Genomic DNA, 22,159 nt, shown 5'->3' with positions numbered 1-22,159 from the left:
GGTAGCCCTCGCTCCCGCATCCCTGCTCAGTCATTCCCGAGACTTGCCACAGAGGATCTTCAAACGCCCTCAGGAGCGACGCGGGCGCTTCCAGCCCCAGAACCAAACAAAACCCAATACCACCGTCTCCGCCAACCTGCGGCGCGTACACATCATCCCCCCGGAATCAGGCCTTCATCGCCAGCGATCTCTCGAACAGGCAGCCCCGCATCCGGTATCAGTCATTCCCAAGGATCCCCGCTCCGGGATCCTGCCGGCATCTCCGCGTCGATCGCAAACCAGATCCTGCCTATCGGCTCGCCAAGGGATCCAACGGCACCCACGATCCGGATCACCTTGTGTATAACACTGTGGCTGAAAGCTGAAAAACCCCACAGATTCCCGCTTTTCTCCAGCGTCAAAGCCAGTACAATGCCTGTGAATAATTTATCCAGCGAGGGAACCATGAGCCATATCACCCTAATTACCGGCAGCACCTTGGGCGGCGCCGAATACGTTGCGGACCACCTGGCCGAGCTGCTTGAGCAAGACGGCCACAGCACCGACATCATCAATCAGGCCGACCTGGCTACGCTCAATACCGAGAATATCTGGCTGGTGGTGTGCTCCACCCACGGGGCCGGCGAATATCCGGATAACTTCCTGCCTTTTACCGAGCAACTGAGCACCGAGCAGCCGGATTTGAGCCCGCTACAATACGGGATCATCGGCCTGGGCGATCGCAGTTACGATACCTTTTGCGCGGCCGCCAAAAATATCGATCAGTTGCTGGGATCCCTGGGTGCAAACCGACTGGGAGAGCGACTGGAGATTGATGTATCCCAGGATCCGGTCCCGGAAGATCCGGCAGAAACCTGGCTGGAAACCTGGAAAAACCACCTGCGCGGTTAAATAATCAACAAAAATAACACCCAAACCGAGCCTGAGATTCACTTTTTTCTGTGGGTAACTATAGATCTAAACCGTGATCAACCCATAGTTATCCATTGAATAAGATCCAGGCGGCCCACCCCTTGTTGATAACTCGGCTTTTTGATCCCAGCTAATCCTTGGGAAGATCCATGGCACTCCACAGCAAATGATCCTCTCTAACATTATGATCATTAGGATCATTTCACGCTTATCCACACGATCCGGCGAACTAAATAATAGATCCAATAAAAGATCTTTAAAAAGATCTTATATATATTTAAGAACCGCTTTTTCCCGGATCAAATGATCATCACGAAAGATTCTCTCAGCCTCAGAAAAAGGATAGAATGATCCACCTTTGCTCGCAGATACGCGTTGGCGATTTTGAATACCTGAGGTAGTTTCATGTTTTACCAGGATAACTTTGATGTCATCGTCGTTGGTGGCGGCCATGCCGGTACCGAAGCCGCTTTGGCAGCTGCCCGAATGGGACAAAAAACCTTACTTTTAACGCATAACATCGATACGCTGGGACAAATGTCATGTAACCCAGCCATTGGCGGGATCGGGAAAGGACACCTGGTTAAAGAAGTGGACGCCCTGGGAGGCCTGATGGCCCAGGCGATCGATAAGGGCGGGATCCAGTTCCGGACCCTGAACTCATCGAAAGGCCCAGCCGTTCGTGCCACCCGTGCTCAGGCCGATCGTGCCCTGTACAAGGCAGCGGTCCGTGAAAAACTGGAAAACCAGCCGAACCTGATGCTGTTCCAGCAGGCCGTGGATGATCTGATCGTCGAAAATGATCGCGCCGTTGGTGTCGTGACGGAAATGGGGCTGAAGTTCCGCGGCAAGACCGTGGTATTGACTGTCGGCACCTTCCTGGGCGGGAAGATCCATATTGGTCTGGATAACTACAGCGGTGGCCGCGCCGGGGATCCACCGTCGATCGCCCTGGCCCGTCGTCTGCGTGAACTGCCGTTTCGCGTCGATCGCCTGAAAACCGGGACCCCCCCGCGCATTGACGCACGCACTGTTGATTTTAGCCAACTCGAAGCCCAGCACGGGGACAATCCGACGCCGGTCTTCTCTTTTATCGGCAAAGCCTCGGATCATCCGCGCCAGATCCCGTGCTATATCACCCATACCAATGAGCAGACCCATGACGTGATCCGCAATAACCTGGATCGCAGCCCGATGTATTCCGGGGTGATCGAAGGGATCGGCCCACGCTACTGCCCGTCGATCGAAGACAAGGTGATGCGTTTTGCCGATAAAAACAGCCACCAGATCTTTATTGAACCGGAAGGCCTGACCACGCACGAGTTATACCCGAATGGGATCTCCACCAGCCTGCCGTTTGATGTGCAGCTGCAAATTGTGCGTTCGATGAAAGGCTTTGAAAATGCCGCCATCATGCGTCCGGGTTATGCCATTGAGTACGATTTCTTTGACCCGCGCGATCTGAAGCAGACGTTTGAAACCAAATTTATTGCTGGCCTGTTCTTTGCCGGTCAGATTAACGGTACCACCGGATATGAAGAAGCCGCGGCCCAGGGCCTGCTGGCCGGGATGAACGCGGCGTTGCAAGCCCAGGATCGCGAAGGCTGGAGTCCGCGCCGCGACCAGGCTTATATGGGCGTGTTGATTGATGACTTGTCCACTATGGGCACCAAAGAGCCGTACCGGATGTTTACTTCCCGTGCCGAATACCGTCTGCTGTTGCGCGAAGACAATGCCGATCTGCGTCTGACCGAAATCGGCCGCGAATTTGGTCTGGTCGATGATGAGCGCTGGACGCGCTTTAACCAGAAAATGGAAAACATCGCGCAGGAGCGTCAGCGCTTGCAAGGGATCTGGATCACGCCAAACTCGGATCAGGTGGATCAAGTCAACGCGGTCCTCAAAACCCCGATCGCCCGCGAAGCCAGCGGTGAAGATCTGCTGCGTCGTCCGGAAGTGGATTACAAGCAGTTGACGGATATCGAGATGTTCGGTCCGGCACATGAAGATGCACAGGCCGCAGAGCAGGTGGAAATTCAGGTCAAGTACCAGGGCTATATCGATCGCCAGAAAGAGGAAGTGGAAAAATCCCTCCGCCATGAGAAAACCAAGCTGCCGCTGGCGCTGGACTACAGCCTGGTCAAAGGGCTTTCTAATGAAGTGATCAGCAAACTCAATGACGCCAAGCCGGAAACCATTGGTATGGCCTCGCGGATCTCCGGGATCACCCCGGCGGCGATCTCACTGCTGCTGGTGTATCTGAAAAAACAAGGCATGCTGAAAAAAGGCGAATAGGAGCCCGTAGTGAAACAGCGTTTGGCACAACTGATTGCCCAGACTGATCTCCAGGTCACAGATCGACAACTGGACCAACTGGTGGGGTATGTTGCCCTGCTGCATAAATGGAATAAAGCGTATAATCTGACCTCGGTCCGCGATCCCGATGAGATGTTAGTGAAACATATCATGGATAGTATTGTGGTCAGCCCGCACCTGGTGGGTGAGCGCTTTATTGATGTCGGCACCGGCCCGGGCCTCCCCGGGATCCCGCTGGCCATCATGAACCCGGCGCAGGACTTTACTCTGCTCGACAGCCTGGGGAAGCGGATCCGGTTTATCCGCCAAGTGCTTCATGAATTGGCGATTGCCAATGTGACGCCGGTCCAAAGCCGGGTCGAAGAATTCCAGCCTGAGCTGGGCTTTGATGCAGTATTGAGCCGGGCATTTGCGTCCATGAGCGATATGGTGTCCTGGTGTCACCACCTGCCGGCCGAGCATGGCTGCTTTATGGCCCTCAAGGGGCAGTTTAATCAACAAGAAGTGACAGAGCTCCCGGCGTGGTGTTCTGTGACTGAAGTCAAATCTTTGCAAGTTCCGGAGCTGGAAGGCGAACGCCATCTAGTAATCTTGACGGCAAAGGACTAAGGATGAGGATTTTTCGTGGGAAGAGTCATAGCTGTAGCCAATCAGAAAGGAGGTGTGGGTAAAACCACCACTTGCGTCAATCTCGCGGCATCACTGGCGGCGACGCAACGTAAAGTACTGGTCATCGATCTCGATCCGCAGGGAAATGCCACTATGGCCAGCGGTGTCGATAAGTATCAGGTCGATGCAACAGCCTATGACCTTCTGGTCGAAGAAACCCCATTTGAACAGGTCGTCTGTACGGACACCACCGGCGGTTATCACCTGATAGCCGCCAATGGTGATGTGACGGCCGCTGAAATCAAACTGATGGAAGTGTTTGCCCGCGAAGTTCGTCTGCGTAACGCTTTAGAGGGAGTTCGTGGTAACTATGATTTCATCTTTATCGATTGTCCCCCCGCTTTGAACCTTCTTACAATCAATGCGATGGCAGCTGCCGATTCCGTGCTGGTCCCGATGCAGTGTGAGTATTTCGCGCTGGAGGGGCTGACCGCCCTGATGGATACCATCAGCAAGCTGACTGCGGTGGTCAACAGTGAGCTGAAAATCGAAGGGTTGCTGCGGACCATGTATGATCCGCGTAACCGTCTGGCCACTGAAGTCTCCGAGCAGATCAAGAAACACTTTGGTGAAAAAGTCTACCGCACCGTGATCCCGCGTAATGTCCGGCTGGCCGAAGCGCCGAGCCATGGCCGACCGGCCATGTACTATGACAAGTATTCCAGCGGTGCCAAGGCCTATCTGGCCCTGGCCGGCGAGATGATTCGCCGTGATGAAACCGAGCGCCGGGCCGGTGCAGTGGATGCATAAAGGGTAAACACATGAATATGAGTAGACGGGGCCTGGGAAAAGGTCTGGACGCACTGCTGGCAACCAGCTCAGTCGCCCAGGCCAAGCAGCAGCGAGCCGATCAGGCACAGACACTCTCGGCTGATGGCCGGTTACAGGAGCTGACGGTCAGCCAGTTGCAGCCGGGACAGTTCCAGCCGCGCAAAGCCATCGCCGAGGAAGCGCTGGCCGAGCTGGCGGATTCGATTCGTGCACAAGGGGTGATCCAGCCGATTGTGGTGCGGGAGATTGCGCCGCAGCAATTTGAAATTGTGGCTGGCGAGCGACGTTGGCGGGCTGCCCGTCAAGCCGGGCTTCAGAAAGTCCCTTGTATTATTAAGGCTATTGATGACCGGGCCACCGTGGCCGTGGCGCTGATTGAGAATATTCAGCGTGAAGATCTCAATGCCATAGAAGAAGCCCAGGCGCTGGCGCAGTTACTGGATGAGTTTTCCCTGACGCACCAGCAGGTGGCGGAAGCGGTCGGTAAATCCCGGACCACGGTCTCCAATCTACTGCGGCTGAATCAACTGGCTGAGCCGGTGAAGCGCATGGTCGAGCAGCATCAGCTGGAAATGGGCCATGGCCGTGCCTTGCTGGCGCTGGCACCGGAGCAGCAACTGGAAGCGGCGCAACTGGTTGTCGCCAAGATGTTAACCGTGCGTGAAACGGAAAAGTTAGTCAAGCGGTTGCAACAGCCGGAAACAACCCCGGCAGCGTCCGCGGCGGATCCGAAGCTGCAGGCGGCAGAAAATCATCTGAGTGAGCACTTCGGCACCCAGGTCGCCATTAACCGGCAGAAAAACGGGAAAGGAAAAATCACGTTCAGTTTTGATGAAGCCCACAAATTAGAGCAATTTATTGCAATGTTTGGTCACGAAATGTGACGTAAAACGTAGTGATAATGTTGCAAAAATTACCACGGCGTGATCAGGTTATTGTGTTGTAAAATCTAACACTTTTTTTTGCTGTGATTAGATTGCATTCAGCTTGATGAGCCGTATAATTTTCGCAGTTTTCCCAGCACGACGTATGTGCAGTGGAACGGACTCGAGGAATGAATACATGGTATCGGCGCTGGTGAGACCGGGACGCCAACTGGCGAAACGGTTGTTGTTGTTACAATCTGGCGTCGTATTGACAACGGCAATCATGGCAGTGTTTGCTGTCAGCGTTGACTGGGGAATCTCCGCACTAATCGGTGGTGGCATCTTTGTGATTGCCAATGCCGTCTTCGCGACCTGTGCGTTTTTGTTTAGCGGTGCCCGCAAGGCACGGCTGATCATGGCGTCCTTTTACGGTGGCGAAGTGCTCAAAATTCTCATCACAGTTATCTTGTTTGCGGTTGTTTACCTGTATGTCGAGGTGGAACTTGTTCCCCTCAAACTGACCTATTTGCTGGCTCTCGGGATTAATATCTTTGGGCCGGTTTTATTCATTAACAACAACAAATAGGATGAGTTATGGCTGCGCCAGGTGAAGCGCTTACGCCGTCGGGCTACATTACCCACCACCTGACCAATCTGGCAGTGGGTGATGGCAGTTTCTGGACGGTTCACATAGATAGCCTTGTATTCTCTGTCCTGACCGGGATGGCCTTTTTATGGCTGTTTCGTTCAGTAGCGAAGAAGGCAACGTCGGGAGTTCCAGGCAAGCTGCAGTGTCTTGTGGAAATCTTGGTAGAGTTCGTTGACACCAACGTCAAAGATACTTTCCATGGCCGCAACCCACTGATTGCTCCGCTGGCTCTGACCATCTTCTGTTGGATATTCCTGATGAATACGATGGACCTTGTGCCTATCGATTTCCTCCCGTATCCGGCAGAGCATTGGTTAGGTATTCCTTATCTTAAGGTTGTACCAACTGCTGATGTCAACATCACCATGGCAATGGCACTGGGTGTGTTCGCATTGATGATCTACTACAGCATCAAAGTGAAAGGCCTGGGTGGCTTTGTCAAAGAACTGGCACTTCACCCGTTCAATCATCCGGTCATGATCCCGTTCAACCTGCTTCTTGAAGTTGTATCGCTGTTAGCGAAGCCGATTTCACTGGGTATGCGTCTGTTCGGTAACATGTTTGCCGGTGAGGTGGTGTTTATCCTTATCGCGGCACTGATGCCGTGGTGGGCACAATGGCTGGGCTCGCTCCCGTGGGCTATTTTCCACATCCTGGTCATTACAATTCAATCATTCGTGTTTATGATGTTGACTATTGTGTACCTGTCTCAGGCGCATGAAGACAATCATTAACGATTTTTTGTAAATTATTCAATTTTTTACTGGCACTTTAGCCGACAACTATAAACTGGAGATAGTGATGGAAACTTTACTAAGCTTTTCTGCAATTGCCGTGGGCATCATTGTAGGTCTTGCTGCACTGGGTACTGCGATTGGCTTCGCACTGCTGGGCGGTAAATTCCTTGAAGGCGCAGCGCGTCAACCTGAAATGGCTCCAATGCTGCAAGTTAAGATGTTCATCATTGCAGGTCTGCTTGATGCGGTTCCAATGATCGGTATCGTTATTGCTCTACTATTCACATTCGCGAACCCATTCGTTGGCCAACTAGCTGGCTAATTAATAACGAACGGACCCATAGCAACCCTTTTTAAGGAGATGCCGTTGTGAATATGAATGCAACTTTGCTGGGTCAGGCTATCGCGTTCTTCCTGTTCGTCGTGTTCTGCATGAAATATGTATGGCCACCGATCATGGAAGCGATTGAAGAGCGTCAGAAAAAAATTGCTGACGGTTTGGCAGCCGCTGATAGGGCTGCCAAAGATCTGAACCTGGCGCAAGCGAATGCTTCTGAACAACTAAAAGAAGCAAAACAAACTGCAACTAACATTGTTGAGCAAGCGAACAAACGCAAAGCTCAAATCATCGAAGAGGCCAAGGCGGAAGCCCAAGCCGAGCGTGAGAAAATTCTGGCCCAAGGTCTTGCTGAGATCGACGCCGAACGTAACCGCGCTCGTGATGATCTACGCAAGCAAGTTGCGACTCTGGCTGTGATTGGTGCTGAGAAAATCATCGAGCGTTCCATCGACAAAGATGCGCACGCTGATCTTCTTAACAAAGTCACTGCACAACTGTAATTAAAGGGGCAAGCACATGTCTGATTTGACTACTATCGCACGCCCCTACGCTAAAGCAGCCTTTGATTTTGCGGTTGAGAAAGGTGAGCTGGCCCAATGGGCTGAGATGCTCACCTTTGCTGCCGAAGTCGCCCACAATGACACCATCCGCGATATTCTGGATAGTGGCTATGCGGCTGACAAGCTGACTGAGATCTTCATTTCAGTCTGCGGCGAGCAACTCAACGAGTTCGGTCAGAACCTGATCAAGGTGATGGCTGAAAACGGACGCCTGAAAGCGCTCCCTGATGTCTGCGACGAGTTCCTGTTCCTGAAAAACGAACATGAAAAGACGATCGATGCCGAAGTAACTTCTGCAGTTACCCTGGACGAGAGTCAACTTGCCGCGATCAGCGAGAAATTAGAAGCGCGTCTGGAGCGTAAGGTTAAGCTGAATTGCAGTGTAGACGAGGCCCTGATTGCCGGGGTTGTTATTAGAGCTGGAGACTTGGTCATCGATAACTCTGTGCGCGGCAAACTAGCCCGCCTGAGCGATGCTTTGCAGTCTTGATTTGGGGAATTGGAGCATGCAACTTAATTCCACGGAAATTAGCGCACTGATCAAGCAGCGTATTGAAAAATTCAACGTTGCCAGTGAAGCGCGTAACGAAGGTACCATCGTCTCGGTAAGCGACGGTATTGTTCGTATCCATGGCCTTGCAGACGTAATGCAAGGTGAAATGATTGAATTACCAGGTGGCCGCTATGCACTGGCACTGAACCTTGAGCGCGACTCGGTTGGTGCGGTTGTCATGGGCCCATATGCTGACCTTCAGGAAGGCATGAAAGTTACAGGTACCGGCCGTATCCTTGAGGTACCGGTTGGCCCTGCACTGCTTGGCCGTGTCGTCAACACGCTGGGTGAGCCAATTGACGGTAAAGGTCCAATCGAAACGGAGACATTCTCTCCAGTTGAAGTGATTGCACCAGGCGTAATCGACCGTAAATCGGTTGATCAGCCAGTTCAGACCGGCTACAAAGCGGTTGACTCAATGATCCCAATCGGCCGTGGCCAGCGTGAGCTGATCATCGGTGACCGTCAGATCGGTAAAACGGCGCTGGCAATCGATGCGATCATCAACCAGAAAAACTCTGGTATCTACTCTGTATACGTTGCGATCGGCCAGAAAGCGTCGACCATTGCCAACGTTGTGCGCAAGCTGGAAGAGCACGGTGCACTGGCAAACACCATCGTTGTTGTGGCATCTGCTTCTGAAGCGGCTGCACTGCAATACCTGGCGCCATACTCTGGTTGTGCCATGGGTGAATACTTCCGTGACCGCGGCGAAGATGCCCTGATTGTTTACGATGACCTGTCTAAGCAGGCTGTTGCTTACCGTCAGATCTCTCTGCTGCTACGCCGTCCGCCAGGCCGTGAAGCCTTCCCAGGTGACGTTTTCTACCTCCACTCTCGTCTGCTAGAGCGTGCTGCGCGTGTGAACGAACACTACGTAGAAAAATTCACCAAGGGTGAAGTGAAAGGTCGCACCGGTTCTTTGACGGCTCTGCCAATCATCGAAACGCAAGCGGGTGACGTCTCGGCATTCGTACCGACCAACGTGATTTCGATCACTGATGGTCAGATCTTCCTGCAAACAGAACTGTTCAACGCCGGTATCCGTCCAGCCGTTGATCCAGGTATCTCTGTATCGCGTGTTGGTGGTGCTGCCCAGACCAAGATCATCAAGAAACTGTCTGGTGGTATCCGTACTGCCCTGGCACAGTACCGTGAGCTGGCAGCATTTGCCCAGTTCTCGTCTGACCTTGATGACGCAACGAAGAAGCAGCTGAATCACGGTCAGAAAGTGACCGAGCTGATGAAGCAGAAGCAGTATGCACCAATGTCTGTATTTGAGCAGGCGGTGGTGATCTTTGCTGCGGAAAAAGGCTACCTGAACGATGTTGAGCTGGAAAAGCTGGCAGACTTCGAAGCCGCGTTGCTTTCTTATGCCAAAGCTCAATACGCTGAGTTGGTATCTCAGGTTGATGAAACGGGTGCGTGGAACGACGAAATCGAAGCTCAGTTTGTAAAACTGGTTGAAGATTTCAAAGCGACCCAGACTTGGTAATTGGTTGGTGATCGCTTGCGATCACCTACTAACGGAGAGTAACGATGGCCGGCGCAAAAGAGATTCGTAACAAGATCGGTAGTGTGAAAAACACGCAGAAGATCACCAAAGCGATGGAGATGGTTGCTGCATCTAAAATGCGTAAAACGCAAGATGCCATGGAATCATCACGTCCATACGCACAAACTATGCGCAAAGTGATCGGTCATATCGCCCTTGGTAGCCTTGAGTATAAGCACCCTTATCTTGAGGAGCGTGAAGCCAAGCGCGTTGGTTACATCATTGTTTCAACTGACCGCGGTCTGTGTGGCGGCCTGAACATTAACCTGTTCAAGCAAGCCCTGACGGACATCAAAGGCTGGTCAGACAAAGGTGTTGAGGTGGATCTGGCCCTGGTTGGGGCGAAAGCCACAGCATTCTTTAACAGCTATGGCGGTAATGTCCAAGCGCAGGTCTCTGGCCTGGGTGACAACCCATCAGTGGATGAGCTGATTGGTACCGTCGGCGTGATGCTGAAGAAATATGATGAAGGCCAATTGGATCGCCTGTACCTGGTTTACAACAAGTTTGTAAATACCATGGTGCAGCAACCAGTGATTGATCAATTGCTGCCTTTGCCTAAGTCGGAAGACGAAGAAATGCAGCGCAGTCATGCTTGGGACTATATCTATGAGCCTGAGCCGAAAGCCCTGCTGGATACCCTGCTGGTTCGCTATGCCGAATCTCAGGTCTACCAGGGTGTGGTCGAGAACCTGGCCTGTGAACAGGCCGCTCGAATGGTTGCGATGAAAGCAGCAACAGATAATGCAGGTAACCTGATTGACGAACTGCAACTTGTGTATAACAAAGCCCGTCAGGCTGCGATCACACAAGAGCTGTCGGAAATCGTATCTGGTGCCTCCGCTGTTTAAGGCAAAGAATTTTTAAGTTTAGAGGATTAACGATGGCTACAGGTAAGATCGTACAGATCATCGGTGCGGTAGTCGACGTAGAGTTCCCACAGGACTCTGTACCGCAGGTATACGACGCCCTGCACGTTGATGCAAAAGAAAACGGTACGCTGGTACTGGAAGTTCAGCAGCAGCTAGGTGGTGGTGTAGTACGTGGTATCGCAATGGGTAGTTCTGACGGCCTGCGCCGTGGTCTGTCTGTTGCAAACACAGGCCGCCCAATTGAAGTACCAGTTGGTAATGCCACTCTGGGACGTATCATGAACGTTCTGGGTCAACCAATTGATGAGTGTGGCGAAATCGGTGAAGAAGAGCGTTACGCGATTCACCGTAAAGCGCCAAGCTACGAAGATCAGTCCAACGCGACTGAACTGCTGGAAACAGGTGTGAAGGTTATCGACCTGATTTGTCCATTCGCTAAGGGTGGTAAAATCGGCCTGTTCGGTGGTGCGGGTGTAGGTAAGACCGTTAACATGATGGAACTTATCAACAACATCGCCCTGAAACACTCCGGTCTGTCTGTATTTGCCGGTGTTGGTGAGCGTACCCGTGAAGGTAACGACTTCTACTACGAGATGCAGGAAGCCGGCGTTGTTAACGTTGAGAATCCTGAAGAATCGAAAGTAGCCATGGTTTACGGCCAGATGAACGAGCCACCAGGGAACCGTCTGCGTGTTGCCCTGACGGGTCTGACAATGGCTGAGAAGTTCCGTGACGAAGGCCGTGACGTTCTGCTGTTCATCGATAACATCTACCGTTATACCCTGGCCGGTACTGAAGTATCAGCACTGCTGGGCCGTATGCCATCTGCGGTAGGTTACCAGCCAACGCTGGCTGAAGAGATGGGTGTGCTGCAGGAGCGTATCACGTCAACCAAGACCGGTTCGATCACGTCTGTTCAGGCGGTATACGTCCCTGCGGATGACTTGACTGACCCGTCTCCGGCGACCACATTCGCCCACTTAGATGCAACGGTTGTATTGTCTCGTCAAATCGCGTCTCTGGGTCTGTACCCGGCGATCGACCCACTGGATTCAACATCTCGTATGCTGGACCCACTGGTTGTTGGCCAAGAGCATTACGACATCGCGCGTGGCGTTCAGAGCACCCTGCAGCGTTATAAAGAGCTGAAAGACATCATTGCGATTCTGGGTATGGATGAGCTGTCTGAAGAAGACAAGCAAATCGTATCCCGTGCACGTAAGATTGAGCGTTTCCTGACTCAGCCTTACCACGTAGCCGAAGTCTTCACGGGCGACCCGGGTATCTATGTAGCGCTGAAAGATACGCTGCGTAGCTTCAAGGGTCTTCTGGCGGGCGAATACGACGACATCCCAGAGCAGGCATTCATGTACTGCGGCGCGATCGAAGACGTATTGGAAAACGCGAAGAAGCTTTAAGCTAAGTAGGAGGCGACATGGCAGCGATAACCTTCCATCTGGATGTAGTAAGTGCAGAGAAAAAGCTATTCTCAGGCCGCGCTGAAAACATCCAGGTGACCGGTAGCGAAGGTGAACTGGGTATTCACGCAGGACACACACCGCTGCTGACCGCGATTACGCCTGGCATGGTTCGAATCGTCAAACAGCATGGCCAGGAAGAGGTGATCTACCTTTCCGGTGGGATGCTGGAAGTCCAGCCGGGAACGGTTACCGTTCTAGCTGACACCGCGATCCGTGGTGAAGATTTGGATACGGCCAAGGCGCAAGAAGCGAAACGTCAAGCTGAGGAGCGTATCCACAATCAGCATGGCGACATCGACTTTGCTCAAGCGGCCAGTGACCTGGCAAAAGCGATTGCTCAGCTGCGTGTGATCGAGCTGACGAAAAAAGCGCGTTAATCAGGTACATACCTGACAAAAAGCGACCCTCGGGTCGCTTTTTTTATACCTCCCAGTCATCGAAGCGCTGGGAGCAGGTAGCAAATTAAGGCTTTTTTCCTTAACCCGCTTCCTGGAAGTCGATACAATGCCTGCTGTGAACCCTTAAATATGTATCAAGAAGGATAGAATCATCATGAGCTTCAGTGCTGTGATCCTGGCGGCGGGCAAAGGAACCCGCATGTACTCGAATTTACCCAAGGTCTTGCATACGCTGGCCGGCAAGCCGATGGTCAAGCACGTCATTGATACTTGTGGCGGTGTCGGGGCGAAGAACATTCACCTGGTCTACGGCCACGGCGGCGATCAGATGAAAGCGGCGCTGGTGGACGAGTCGGTGAACTGGGTGCTGCAGGCGGAGCAGCTGGGGACCGGCCATGCGGTGAACCAGGCGTGTCCGGATCTGGCTGATGATGAAAAAGTTCTGATCCTCTACGGCGATGTGCCGCTGATCAGCAGCGAAACGCTGGAGAACCTGCTCGATGCCCAGCCGGATGGCGGGATCGCCCTGCTGACGGTGGTGCTGGACGACCCGACGGGGTACGGCCGGATTGTGCGCCGCAACGGCCCGGTGGTGGCGATTGTCGAGCAAAAAGATGCGACCGAAGAGCAGAAGCTGATCAAAGAAATCAATACCGGGGTGATGGTGGCCAATGGCCGCGATCTGAAACGCTGGCTGGCGGCGCTGAAAAATGACAATGCCCAGGGTGAGTACTACCTGACCGATATTATTGAAATTGCCCATGATGAAGGCCGGGCGGTGGAAGCGGTTCACCCGGCGAAGGCGATTGAAGTCGAAGGGGTGAACAACCGGGTCCAACTGGCCAAACTGGAGCGTGCTTATCAGGCCATGCAGGCAGAACGTCTGCTCGAGCAAGGCGTGATGTTGCGTGATCCGGCCCGTTTTGACCTGCGTGGTGAGCTGCAGTGTGGCACTGATGTCGAAATTGACGTCAACGTGATCATTGAAGGCAGTGTCTCGCTCGGCAACAACGTGGTGATCGGTGCCGGCTCGGTGCTGAAAGATTGCGAAATTGATGACAATACCCTGGTGCGTCCTTACAGCATCATTGAAGGTGCGACGGTCGGTGAAGACTGCACGGTGGGGCCATTTACCCGGCTGCGTCCGGGGGCGGAGCTGGTGGGCGACTCGCACGTCGGCAACTTCGTGGAAATGAAGAAAGCCCGCCTGGGCAAAGGCTCGAAGGCCAATCACCTCACCTACCTGGGGGATGCCGAGATTGGCGACCGGGTGAACATCGGTGCCGGCACTATTACCTGTAACTACGACGGCGCCAACAAGTTCAAAACTGAAATTGCCGATGATGTGTTTATCGGCTCGGATACCCAGCTGATTGCGCCGGTGAGGATTGCCAGAGGGGCGACGGTCGGCGCCGGTGCAACCATCAACCGCGATATCGGCGAGGGTGAGTTAGTCATTACTCGCGCGCCAGCCCGGACCATTAAAGGCTGGAAGCGTCCGGTGAAACAGAAATAAGTTCGCTGGTCGTACGCAGAAGGCAAGGGCGCTCCCCTTGCCTTTTTTATGCTCTGGACGGAACCACGCTCCCATCCTGCTTCTTTTTAATCAAAAATTAATTGCACAATCTTGATCAAAAAAGTTTTGATCTGATACCATTTCTTTCAAATCGAAACTTAAAGCTGTCACTTCGTAATTTATGTCGAAACGAAATACCCAACAACGTCGCCACGCGATTGTCACCATGGTGAATGAAAAGAGCGAGGTCAGCGTCGATGAGCTGGCCAAATTTTTTGCCACCTCCGAAGTGACCATTCGCAAAGACTTGGCAGCCCTGGAAAAGAACGGGCTGTTGCTGCGCCGTTATGGCGGCGCGATTGCCATGCCGTCGGAGATGGTCACGGAGGTTGAGGAACATATTTCGGTTCGTAAGTTAGCAATCGCCAAAGCGGCCGCAGCACGGATCCGGGACCACAACCGCATCATTATCGACAGCGGCAGCACCACGGCCGGGCTGATCAGCCTGCTGAGTGACAAGCAGGGACTGATCGTGATGACCAACTCGCTCAATGTCGCCAATGCACTCAATGAACTGGAGAGCGAGCCGACGCTGCTGATGACCGGTGGGACCTGGGACCCGCATTCAGAAGCCTTTCAGGGGCAGGTGGCCGAGACGGTGCTACGCTCATATGACTTCGACCAGTTGTTCATTGGCGCCGATGGCATTGATACGGCGCGGGGCACCACCACCTTTAACGAACTGATTGGCCTGAGCCGGGTGATGGCAGAAGTGTCGCGGGAAGTGGTGGTGATGGTGGAGTCGAGTAAGGTCGGGCGAAAAATCCCGAATCTGGAGTTGCCGTGGGGCAGCATCAGTACGCTGATCACTGACAGTGGTTTGAGTGCGCAGGCTCAGCAAGAAATTGAACACCATGGCGTGCAGGTGATTTGCGCGCCGGATGACCAAGTTTAGAACAAATTTAGGATCTGAGGAGAAAGATATGTGTGGGATTGTTGGCGCGGTCGCGCAACGTGATGTCGCTGAAATTCTGGTGGAAGGGCTGCGTCGCCTGGAATACCGCGGTTATGACTCTGCCGGGGTGGCGGTCGTCGACGGCGCGGGGAACCTCGAGCGTATCCGCCGCCTGGGCAAGGTCCAGGAGCTGGCGGATGCGGTTGAAACTGCAGCCCCAGCCGGCGGCACCGGGATTGCCCATACGCGTTGGGCAACACATGGCGAGCCGTCTGAAATCAATGCCCACCCGCACATGTCCGGTGATCACATTGCCCTGGTTCACAACGGCATCATCGAAAACCACGAAGCGTTGCGTGACATGCTGGTTGCCCGGGGATATGAGTTCCTGTCGCAAACGGATACCGAAGTGATTGCTCACTTGGTGGCGTGGGAGCTGCGCAGCGCAGACACCCTGCTGGCTGCGGTGCAAAAGGCTGTTTCCCAACTGGAAGGGGCGTACGGCACGGTGGTGATGGACCGTCGTGATCCGGAACGTGTGGTCGTGGCGCGTTCCGGCAGCCCGTTGGTGATTGGCCTGGGTGTCGGGGAAAACTTCCTGGCTTCGGATCAACTGGCGCTGCTTAATGTTACCCGCCGCTTTATCTTCCTCGAAGAAGGCGATGTGGCGGAGATCACCCGCCGTGAAGTGAACATTTTTGATAACCAGGGCCAGCCGGTGACCCGTGAAGTGCACGAGTCGAACCTGCAGCATGATGCGGCAGACAAAGGCCAGTACCGTCACTACATGCAAAAAGAGATTTACGAGCAGCCAAGCGCGCTGATCAACACCATGGAAGGCCGTATCAGCAGTGATTCGGTGATTGTTGAGAGTATCGGCAACGGCGCCAAAGCCATCCTGGAAAAAGTCGAGCACATCCAGATTGTCGCCTGCGGGACCTCCTACAATGCCGGGATGGTTGCCCGCTACTGGTTTGAAGCCCTGACCGGGGTGAGCTGTGATGTCGAAATCGCGTCTGAGTTCCGTTACCGCAAATTTGTGACCCGCCCGAACAGCCTGCTGATCACCTTATCGCAGTCGGGTGAAACCGCAGATACCCTGGCCGCTCTGCGTCTGGCCAAAGAGAAAGGCTACATGTCGGCGATGACGATCTGTAACGTGGCTGGCTCCTCGCTGGTGCGTGAATCCGATCTGGCGTTCATGACCCGCGCCGGGACCGAAATTGGTGTGGCATCGACCAAGGCCTTTACCACCCAGTTGGTGACCCTGCTGATGTTCGTGACTGCACTGGGGAAAGAGAAAGGCCTGATTGATACGGCCAAAGAGAAGCAGATCGTGGATTCGCTGCATGCCTTGCCGACGCAAATCGAGAAGGCTCTGGCGTTCGACAAGCCGATTGAGCAACTGGCGGAAGATTTTGCCGACAAGCACCATGCGCTGTTCCTGGGTCGCGGCGAGTTCTACCCGATTGCCATGGAAGCCTCGCTGAAGCTGAAAGAGATCTCGTATATTCATGCTGAAGCTTATGCTGCTGGCGAGCTGAAACATGGTCCACTGGCGCTGATCGATGCTGATATGCCGGTGATTGTTGTCGCACCGACCAATGATCTGCTGGAGAAGCTGAAATCAAATATCGAAGAAGTGCGTGCCCGGGGCGGCCTGCTGTATGTCTTTGCCGATAGTGACGCGGGCTTTGAAGCCAGCGAAGGGATGCAGATCATCACCATGCCGTGTGTCGATGACATTATTGCACCGATCTTCTATACCATCCCGATGCAGCTGCTGTCTTATCATGTTGCCCTGATCAAAGGGACGGATGTCGATCAGCCTCGTAACCTGGCGAAAGCCGTGACGGTTGAATAACGAATCTTGAGATTCTCAAAACTGAGAAAAGGCGCCGACTCCGGCGCCTTTTGTCGTTGTGGCAGTCAGAAAAAGCTACGCTAGACATGAATGACGCATTTATTGCGAAATGAAAAAAACCGGCATTGTCGTGAACGAACTGCGACTCAAAATAAGAACCTTCTCGTCGATACCATTTTAACCTTTTGATTTTTCAGGCTGTATCTCATGTACACAAAGTTGGCGTGTGTTGTGCAACTAAATGGTTAGAGCACCAAGCAGTCTTCAATTCAATCTGTGCAGGAGGTTAGAGATGACAGATCCCAAAGCGAAAATTGCAGCGCGTATTAAGGAAGCGCGGGAATGGAAAGGGTTGACTCAGGTTCACATGGCGCAGCAACTGCGCGTGGCCCGCCAGACCTACCTGGATCTGGAAACCGGTAAAACCGAGCCGAAAGTCCGGTTGTTGTCGGAAATTGCCACGATCACCGAGCGCCCGTTGACCTGGTTTGTCTATGGTGATGAGGGGATTGAGATCCTGGAAAGCGAATACAAGGAGGAGATTGATCGCTTATTGCAATACTTCAGTCGCCTGCCCCACTCGGCTCGCAACGTGATCTTGCAACAGAGCATTAATCTGGCCGGTTTCATGGCGGAGTATACCCGCGCCCTGACTCACAAAGACCGCTAATCCAGAACGAAGCGCAGCCCGAAGGCTGCGGCTTGTTCGAATGTCAAGACGACACCGGCTAAGTTACTGTGCCAGGAAGAACTTATAGGCCGGGTTGTCCGTTTCATCTTTCCAATGGTAACCCAGTTCACGCAGGTGGCTGGTGAATGACAACAGATCGTGCTCGGCCAACTCAAAGCCACAGAGTACCCGACCGTAATCGGCACCATGGTTGCGGTAGTTGAACAGGCTGATGTTCCACTGGGTACCCAGGGTGGTGAGGAACTTGAGCAGCGCTCCCGGGTATTCCGGAAACTCGAAACTGTAGAGTCGCTCCTGAAGCGGCTTGGACGGCCGCCCGCCGATCATATAGCGCACATGCACTTTGGCCATTTCATCGTCGGATAGATCGACCACCGGGTATCCGCCTTTACGCAAGTCGGCAATGATGCTGTCCAGCTCTTCCTGCCCCTGCATCAACCGTACGCCGACAAATACATTGGCCAGGGTGTCATCATTGTAGCGGTAGTTAAACTCGGTCACGGCCCGCCCGCCCAAGAGATGGCAGAAATCTAGGAAGGCGCCGGGGCGCTCCGGGACCGTGACGGCCAGCAGGCCTTCCCGTTTCTCTCCCAGCTCACAACGCTCGGAGACATAGCGCAGGCCGTGAAAGTTGAGGTTGGCGCCGGAAAGGATCGCTGCCAGTTGCTGATCGCGCAGCTGGTGCTCGTCGGCATATTTTTTCAGGCCGGCCAGGGACAGCGCCCCGGAAGGTTCGGCAATCGCCCGGGTATCTTCAAAGATATCTTTCACCGCAGCGCAGATGGCATCGCTGGAGACGGTGATCACGTCATCCAGGTATTGCTGGCAAAGTCGGAAGGTCTCGGTGCCGATCCGCTTCACTGCCACCCCGTCGGCGAACATGCCGACCTGATCCAGGGTGACCGGCTCGCCGGCATCCAGTGCTGCGCGCAGGCAGGCCGAGTCTTCGGCCTCGACCCCGATCACCTTGATCTCCGGCATCAGCTGTTTGAGCAGCACCGAGACCCCGGCGGCTAAGCCGCCGCCGCCGACCGGGACAAAGACATAATCGAGATGGCCGTTTTGCTGTAGCAGCTCGATCCCGATGGTGCCCTGCCCGGCAATCACGGCCGGGTGGTCAAACGGCGGGATAAAGGTATAGCCGTGTTTGGTCGCCAGCGCTTCGGCATGGGCCTTGGCTTCATCGAAGTTGCTGCCGTGCAGCACGACGTTGCCACCGAAACTGCGGACTGCATCGACTTTGATATCCGGCGTGGTCCGCGGCATCACAATCACGGTGCTGACGCCGAGCTGGCGGCCGGACAAGGCCAGCCCCTGGGCATGGTTGCCGGCCGAGGCAGCAATCACCCCGGCCTGGCACTGGGCCTCGGTCAGCTGGGCCATCATGGTGTAGGCCCCGCGCAGCTTGAACGAATGCACCGGCTGGCGATCTTCCCGTTTGAGCTGCACCTGGTTGCCAATGCGTGCGCCCAGGCGCTGCATGGCCTGGAGCGGCGTTACTTGGGCGACTTCATAAACCGGGGCGCGCAGGATATCGCGCAGATAATCTGCCCCACTCAGGCAGGGGGCGTCTGCGGTTTGTTTGGCTTCGTTCATCGGCCTTATTCCTCGAGTTTGGACTTGTCGCGAACGGCCCCTTTATCGGCGCTGGTGGCCAGGTTGGCGTAGGCGCGCAGGGCAAAGGAGACTTCGCGCTGGCGAGCCAACGGTTTCCAGCCCCGGCGGTCGGCCTCGGCACGACGGGCGGCCAGGGTGGCGTCGTCAACCTGGAGTTCGATAGTCCGGTTCGGGATATCAATGGCGATGGTGTCGCCGTTTTCAACCAGGCCGATGGTGCCGCCGTTGGCCGCTTCCGGAGAGGCGTGGCCGATTGACAGCCCGCTGGTGCCGCCGGAGAAACGACCGTCGGTGATCAGGGCGCACGCTTTGCCCAGGCCCATCGACTTGAGGTAGGTGGTCGGGTACAGCATTTCCTGCATGCCCGGCCCGCCTTTCGGTCCTTCGTAGCGGATCACCACCACATCCCCGGCTTTGACTTTGCCGCCCAGGATCCCTTCGACCGCAGTTTCCTGGCTCTCGAACACAATGGCCGGTCCGGTAAACTTGAGGCAGCTCTCGTCTACCCCGGCGGTTTTCACGATGCAACCGTCCAGGGCCATGTTGCCGGCCAGGACGGCCAGCCCGCCATCCTGGCTGAAGGCGTGCTCTTTGCGGCGGATACAGCCGTTTTCCCGATCGTCATCCAGGGTCTCCCAACGACAATCCTGGGAGAAAGCCTGGGTGGTGCGGATCCCGGCCGGGCCGGCGCGGTAGAAGCTTTTGACCGCTTCCGAGTCGGTCTGCACGATGTCGAATTGCTTGAGGGTCTCGGCAAAGGTCTGACCCAGCACATTGTGGCAGTCGCTGTGCAGCAACCCGGCGCGGTCCAGCTCGGCCAGAATGCCGTAGACGCCCCCGGCGCGGTGGACATCTTCCATATGGTATTGCTGGGTCGATGGCGCGACTTTACACAGGTGCGGGACCTGGCGGGACATCCGGTCGATGTCCGTCATGGTGAAGTCGACCTCGCCTTCCTGGGCGGCAGCCAGCAGGTGGAGCACGGTATTGGTTGAGCCGCCCATGGCGATATCCAGCGCCATGGCATTTTCAAACGCCTGCTTGGTGGCGATGTTGCGTGGCAGGGCCGTGGCATCGTCCTGCTCGTAGTAGCGTTTGGTCAGCTCAACAATGCGCTTGCCGGCATTGAGAAACAGTTGTTTGCGGTCGGCATGGGTGGCCAGTAGTGAGCCGTTGCCCGGCTGGCTCAGGCCCAGGGCTTCGGTCAGGCAGTTCATCGAGTTGGCGGTGAACATGCCGGAGCAGGAGCCGCAGGTCGGACAGGCGGATCGTTCGATCTGCTCGCTTTGCTCGTCCGAGACCGTCGGATCTGCGCCCTGGATCATCGCATCGACCAGATCCAGCTTGAGGATCTGATCGGAAAGTTTGGTTTTACCGGCTTCCATCGGGCCGCCGGAGACAAAGATCACCGGGATATTCAGACGCATGGAGGCCATCAGCATCCCCGGGGTGATCTTATCGCAGTTGGAGATGCACACCATGGCATCGGCACAGTGGGCATTGACCATATACTCGACTGAATCGGCAATCAGCTCACGGGACGGCAGGGAATACAGCATACCGCCATGGCCCATCGCAATCCCATCATCAACTGCGATGGTATTGAATTCTTTAGCGATCCCACCCGCTTGTTCAATCTCTCGGGCAACCAGCTGGCCCAGATCTTTCAGGTGCACGTGGCCCGGGACGAACTGGGTAAATGAGTTGACGACGGCGATGATTGGTTTACCGAAATCTTCATCTTTCACACCGGTGGCACGCCACAGGGCGCGGGCACCGGCCATATTGCGGCCGTGGGTGGTGGTGGCTGAGCGGTACTTTGGCATAACTTCAAATTCCTTTTCGGGCGGCTGCCCGGATGCTTTCCGGGCAGCGACAGGTGATTCTATTACTGATGGTTCGATTGCGACGGATAGACCGGATCCAGCCAGCCCCATTTGTCTTCGGTCTGGCCGTTGAACAGGCCGAAGAAGGTGGACTGAATTTTTTCGGTGATCGGGCCGCGGGCGCCGCTGCCGACGGTGATCTGATCGACGCTGCGCACCGGCACGATTTCCGCCGCGGTCCCGGTCATGAAGATTTCGTCGGCCAGGTACAGGGCCTCGCGGGCAATATTCTCTTCCCGGATCTCATAGCCCAGCCCAGTCGCCAGGGTCATGATGGCGTCGCGGGTGATCCCCGGCAGAATTGCGCTGGTGGCCGGTGGGGTCGAGAGCACGCCGTTGCGGATCACAAAGATGTTCTCCCCGGCCCCTTCAGACAGGTAGCCGTCGACACTCAGGGCAATCCCTTCGGCATAACCGTGGCGACGGGCTTCGCCGCCGACCAATAGGGAGGAGAGATAGTTGCCGCCCGCTTTGGCAGCGGTCGGAATGGTATTCGGTGCGGCGCGGTTCCAGCTGGAGATCATGGCATCCACACCGCTGGCCAGGGCTTCCTCGCCCAGGTAGGCCCCCCAGGAGAAGGCGGCGATGATGAGATCCATTTGGGTATCGGCCGGCGGACAAACGCCCAGGCCGACATTCGGCACATAGCCCAGCGGACGGATATAGGCGGACGACAGCTTGTTCTCGCGCAGGGTTTCCCGGCAGGCTTCCATCAGTTCATCGACGGTATACGGGATCGGGAAACGGTAAATCTTGGCGGAGTCTTTCAGGCGCTGCATGTGCTCCCGGTGACGGAAAACCACCGGCCCCTGCGGGGTATCGTAACAACGGATCCCTTCAAAGACGGAGGTGCCGTAGTGCATGGCGTGGGTCAGGACATGGACTTTGGCATCCTGCCAGGGAACGAGCTCACCATTGAACCAAATGTAATCTGCTGTGTTTGCCATTCTG

The 22,159-nt window shown here is 54.9% G+C and carries 21 protein-coding genes; 18 read left to right on the top strand and 3 right to left on the bottom strand.

What is annotated here, in order from left to right:
- The first annotated feature begins 444 nt into the window (after positions 1–444).
- The 18 genes from mioC to NH461_RS16425 all read left to right on the top strand — a co-directional run bounded on the left by mioC (position 445) and on the right by NH461_RS16425 (position 17,684).
- A complete protein-coding gene (gene mioC, locus NH461_RS16510; RefSeq protein ID WP_261601344.1) occupies positions 445–891 on the top strand; it encodes an FMN-binding protein MioC in 447 nt (148 codons plus the stop codon).
- Positions 892–1,317: 426 nt separating this feature from the next.
- Positions 1,318–3,207: a tRNA uridine-5-carboxymethylaminomethyl(34) synthesis enzyme MnmG gene (gene mnmG / locus NH461_RS16505; RefSeq protein WP_261601343.1), complete on the top strand. Its 1,890-nt coding sequence runs from the start codon at positions 1,318–1,320 to the stop codon at positions 3,205–3,207.
- A gap of 9 nt (positions 3,208–3,216) precedes the next feature.
- Positions 3,217–3,837 carry a 16S rRNA (guanine(527)-N(7))-methyltransferase RsmG gene (gene rsmG / locus NH461_RS16500; RefSeq protein WP_261601342.1) on the top strand — a complete coding sequence of 207 codons (621 nt, stop codon included), beginning with the start codon at positions 3,217–3,219 and terminating at the stop codon, positions 3,835–3,837.
- Positions 3,838–3,852: 15 nt separating this feature from the next.
- Positions 3,853–4,647 (top strand): ParA family protein, encoded by a 795-nt coding sequence (locus NH461_RS16495; RefSeq protein ID WP_261601341.1) that lies wholly within the window; start codon positions 3,853–3,855, stop codon positions 4,645–4,647.
- A 17-nt stretch (positions 4,648–4,664) separates the two neighbouring features.
- Complete coding sequence (locus NH461_RS16490) at positions 4,665–5,552, top strand: ParB/RepB/Spo0J family partition protein (RefSeq protein ID WP_261602935.1); 888 nt, start codon at positions 4,665–4,667, stop codon at positions 5,550–5,552.
- Between the two features lie 178 nt (positions 5,553–5,730).
- On the top strand, positions 5,731–6,120 hold the full coding sequence (locus NH461_RS16485; protein ID WP_261601340.1) for a F0F1 ATP synthase subunit I: 390 nt from the start codon (positions 5,731–5,733) through the stop codon (positions 6,118–6,120).
- An 8-nt stretch (positions 6,121–6,128) separates the two neighbouring features.
- Positions 6,129–6,917, top strand: a complete 789-nt coding sequence (gene atpB / locus NH461_RS16480) for a F0F1 ATP synthase subunit A (RefSeq protein WP_261601339.1) — start codon at positions 6,129–6,131, stop codon at positions 6,915–6,917.
- A 67-nt stretch (positions 6,918–6,984) separates the two neighbouring features.
- Positions 6,985–7,242 carry a F0F1 ATP synthase subunit C gene (atpE, locus tag NH461_RS16475; RefSeq protein ID WP_005302247.1) on the top strand — a complete coding sequence of 86 codons (258 nt, stop codon included), beginning with the start codon at positions 6,985–6,987 and terminating at the stop codon, positions 7,240–7,242.
- A gap of 47 nt (positions 7,243–7,289) precedes the next feature.
- The gene (atpF, locus tag NH461_RS16470) at positions 7,290–7,760 is read left to right on the top strand and encodes a F0F1 ATP synthase subunit B (RefSeq protein WP_261601338.1); all 471 of its coding nucleotides are present in this window, start codon (positions 7,290–7,292) and stop codon (positions 7,758–7,760) included.
- Positions 7,761–7,776: 16 nt separating this feature from the next.
- Positions 7,777–8,310, top strand: coding sequence for a F0F1 ATP synthase subunit delta (atpH, locus tag NH461_RS16465; protein WP_261601337.1), 534 nt, complete (start codon positions 7,777–7,779; stop codon positions 8,308–8,310).
- Positions 8,311–8,326: 16 nt separating this feature from the next.
- Entirely contained in the window at positions 8,327–9,868 is a 1,542-nt protein-coding gene (gene atpA / locus NH461_RS16460) for a F0F1 ATP synthase subunit alpha (RefSeq protein ID WP_261601336.1), read from the top strand.
- A gap of 44 nt (positions 9,869–9,912) precedes the next feature.
- A complete protein-coding gene (gene atpG / locus NH461_RS16455) occupies positions 9,913–10,779 on the top strand; it encodes a F0F1 ATP synthase subunit gamma (protein WP_261601335.1) in 867 nt (288 codons plus the stop codon).
- Between the two features lie 32 nt (positions 10,780–10,811).
- Positions 10,812–12,218, top strand: coding sequence for a F0F1 ATP synthase subunit beta (gene atpD, locus NH461_RS16450; protein WP_261601334.1), 1,407 nt, complete (start codon positions 10,812–10,814; stop codon positions 12,216–12,218).
- A gap of 17 nt (positions 12,219–12,235) precedes the next feature.
- A complete protein-coding gene (locus tag NH461_RS16445) occupies positions 12,236–12,658 on the top strand; it encodes a F0F1 ATP synthase subunit epsilon (RefSeq protein ID WP_261601333.1) in 423 nt (140 codons plus the stop codon).
- Between the two features lie 175 nt (positions 12,659–12,833).
- A complete protein-coding gene (gene glmU / locus NH461_RS16440) occupies positions 12,834–14,195 on the top strand; it encodes a bifunctional UDP-N-acetylglucosamine diphosphorylase/glucosamine-1-phosphate N-acetyltransferase GlmU (protein WP_261601332.1) in 1,362 nt (453 codons plus the stop codon).
- A 181-nt stretch (positions 14,196–14,376) separates the two neighbouring features.
- A complete protein-coding gene (locus NH461_RS16435) occupies positions 14,377–15,150 on the top strand; it encodes a DeoR/GlpR family DNA-binding transcription regulator (RefSeq protein ID WP_261601331.1) in 774 nt (257 codons plus the stop codon).
- 28 nt (positions 15,151–15,178) lie between these two features.
- Positions 15,179–17,014 carry a glutamine--fructose-6-phosphate transaminase (isomerizing) gene (glmS, locus tag NH461_RS16430; protein ID WP_261601330.1) on the top strand — a complete coding sequence of 612 codons (1,836 nt, stop codon included), beginning with the start codon at positions 15,179–15,181 and terminating at the stop codon, positions 17,012–17,014.
- 292 nt (positions 17,015–17,306) lie between these two features.
- Positions 17,307–17,684 (top strand): helix-turn-helix transcriptional regulator, encoded by a 378-nt coding sequence (locus NH461_RS16425; RefSeq protein ID WP_261601329.1) that lies wholly within the window; start codon positions 17,307–17,309, stop codon positions 17,682–17,684.
- 63 nt (positions 17,685–17,747) lie between these two features.
- On the opposite strand, the gene ilvA is transcribed toward NH461_RS16425, so the two are convergent.
- From ilvA to NH461_RS16410, 3 genes are all read right to left on the bottom strand, one after another.
- Positions 17,748–19,301 carry a threonine ammonia-lyase, biosynthetic gene (gene ilvA / locus NH461_RS16420; RefSeq protein WP_261601328.1) on the bottom strand — a complete coding sequence of 518 codons (1,554 nt, stop codon included), beginning with the start codon at positions 19,299–19,301 and terminating at the stop codon, positions 17,748–17,750.
- A gap of 5 nt (positions 19,302–19,306) precedes the next feature.
- Positions 19,307–21,148: a dihydroxy-acid dehydratase gene (ilvD, locus tag NH461_RS16415; RefSeq protein ID WP_261601327.1), complete on the bottom strand. Its 1,842-nt coding sequence runs from the start codon at positions 21,146–21,148 to the stop codon at positions 19,307–19,309.
- A 62-nt stretch (positions 21,149–21,210) separates the two neighbouring features.
- On the bottom strand, positions 21,211–22,155 hold the full coding sequence (locus tag NH461_RS16410; protein ID WP_261601326.1) for a branched-chain amino acid transaminase: 945 nt from the start codon (positions 22,153–22,155) through the stop codon (positions 21,211–21,213).
- Positions 22,156–22,159 lie beyond the last annotated feature (4 nt).

This window comes from Photobacterium sp. TY1-4 (assembly GCF_025398175.1).
GTDB lineage: Bacteria > Pseudomonadota > Gammaproteobacteria > Enterobacterales > Vibrionaceae > Photobacterium.
Note: the sequence above shows the minus strand (reverse complement) of the source record. Positions and strands in the feature narration are given on the sequence as shown.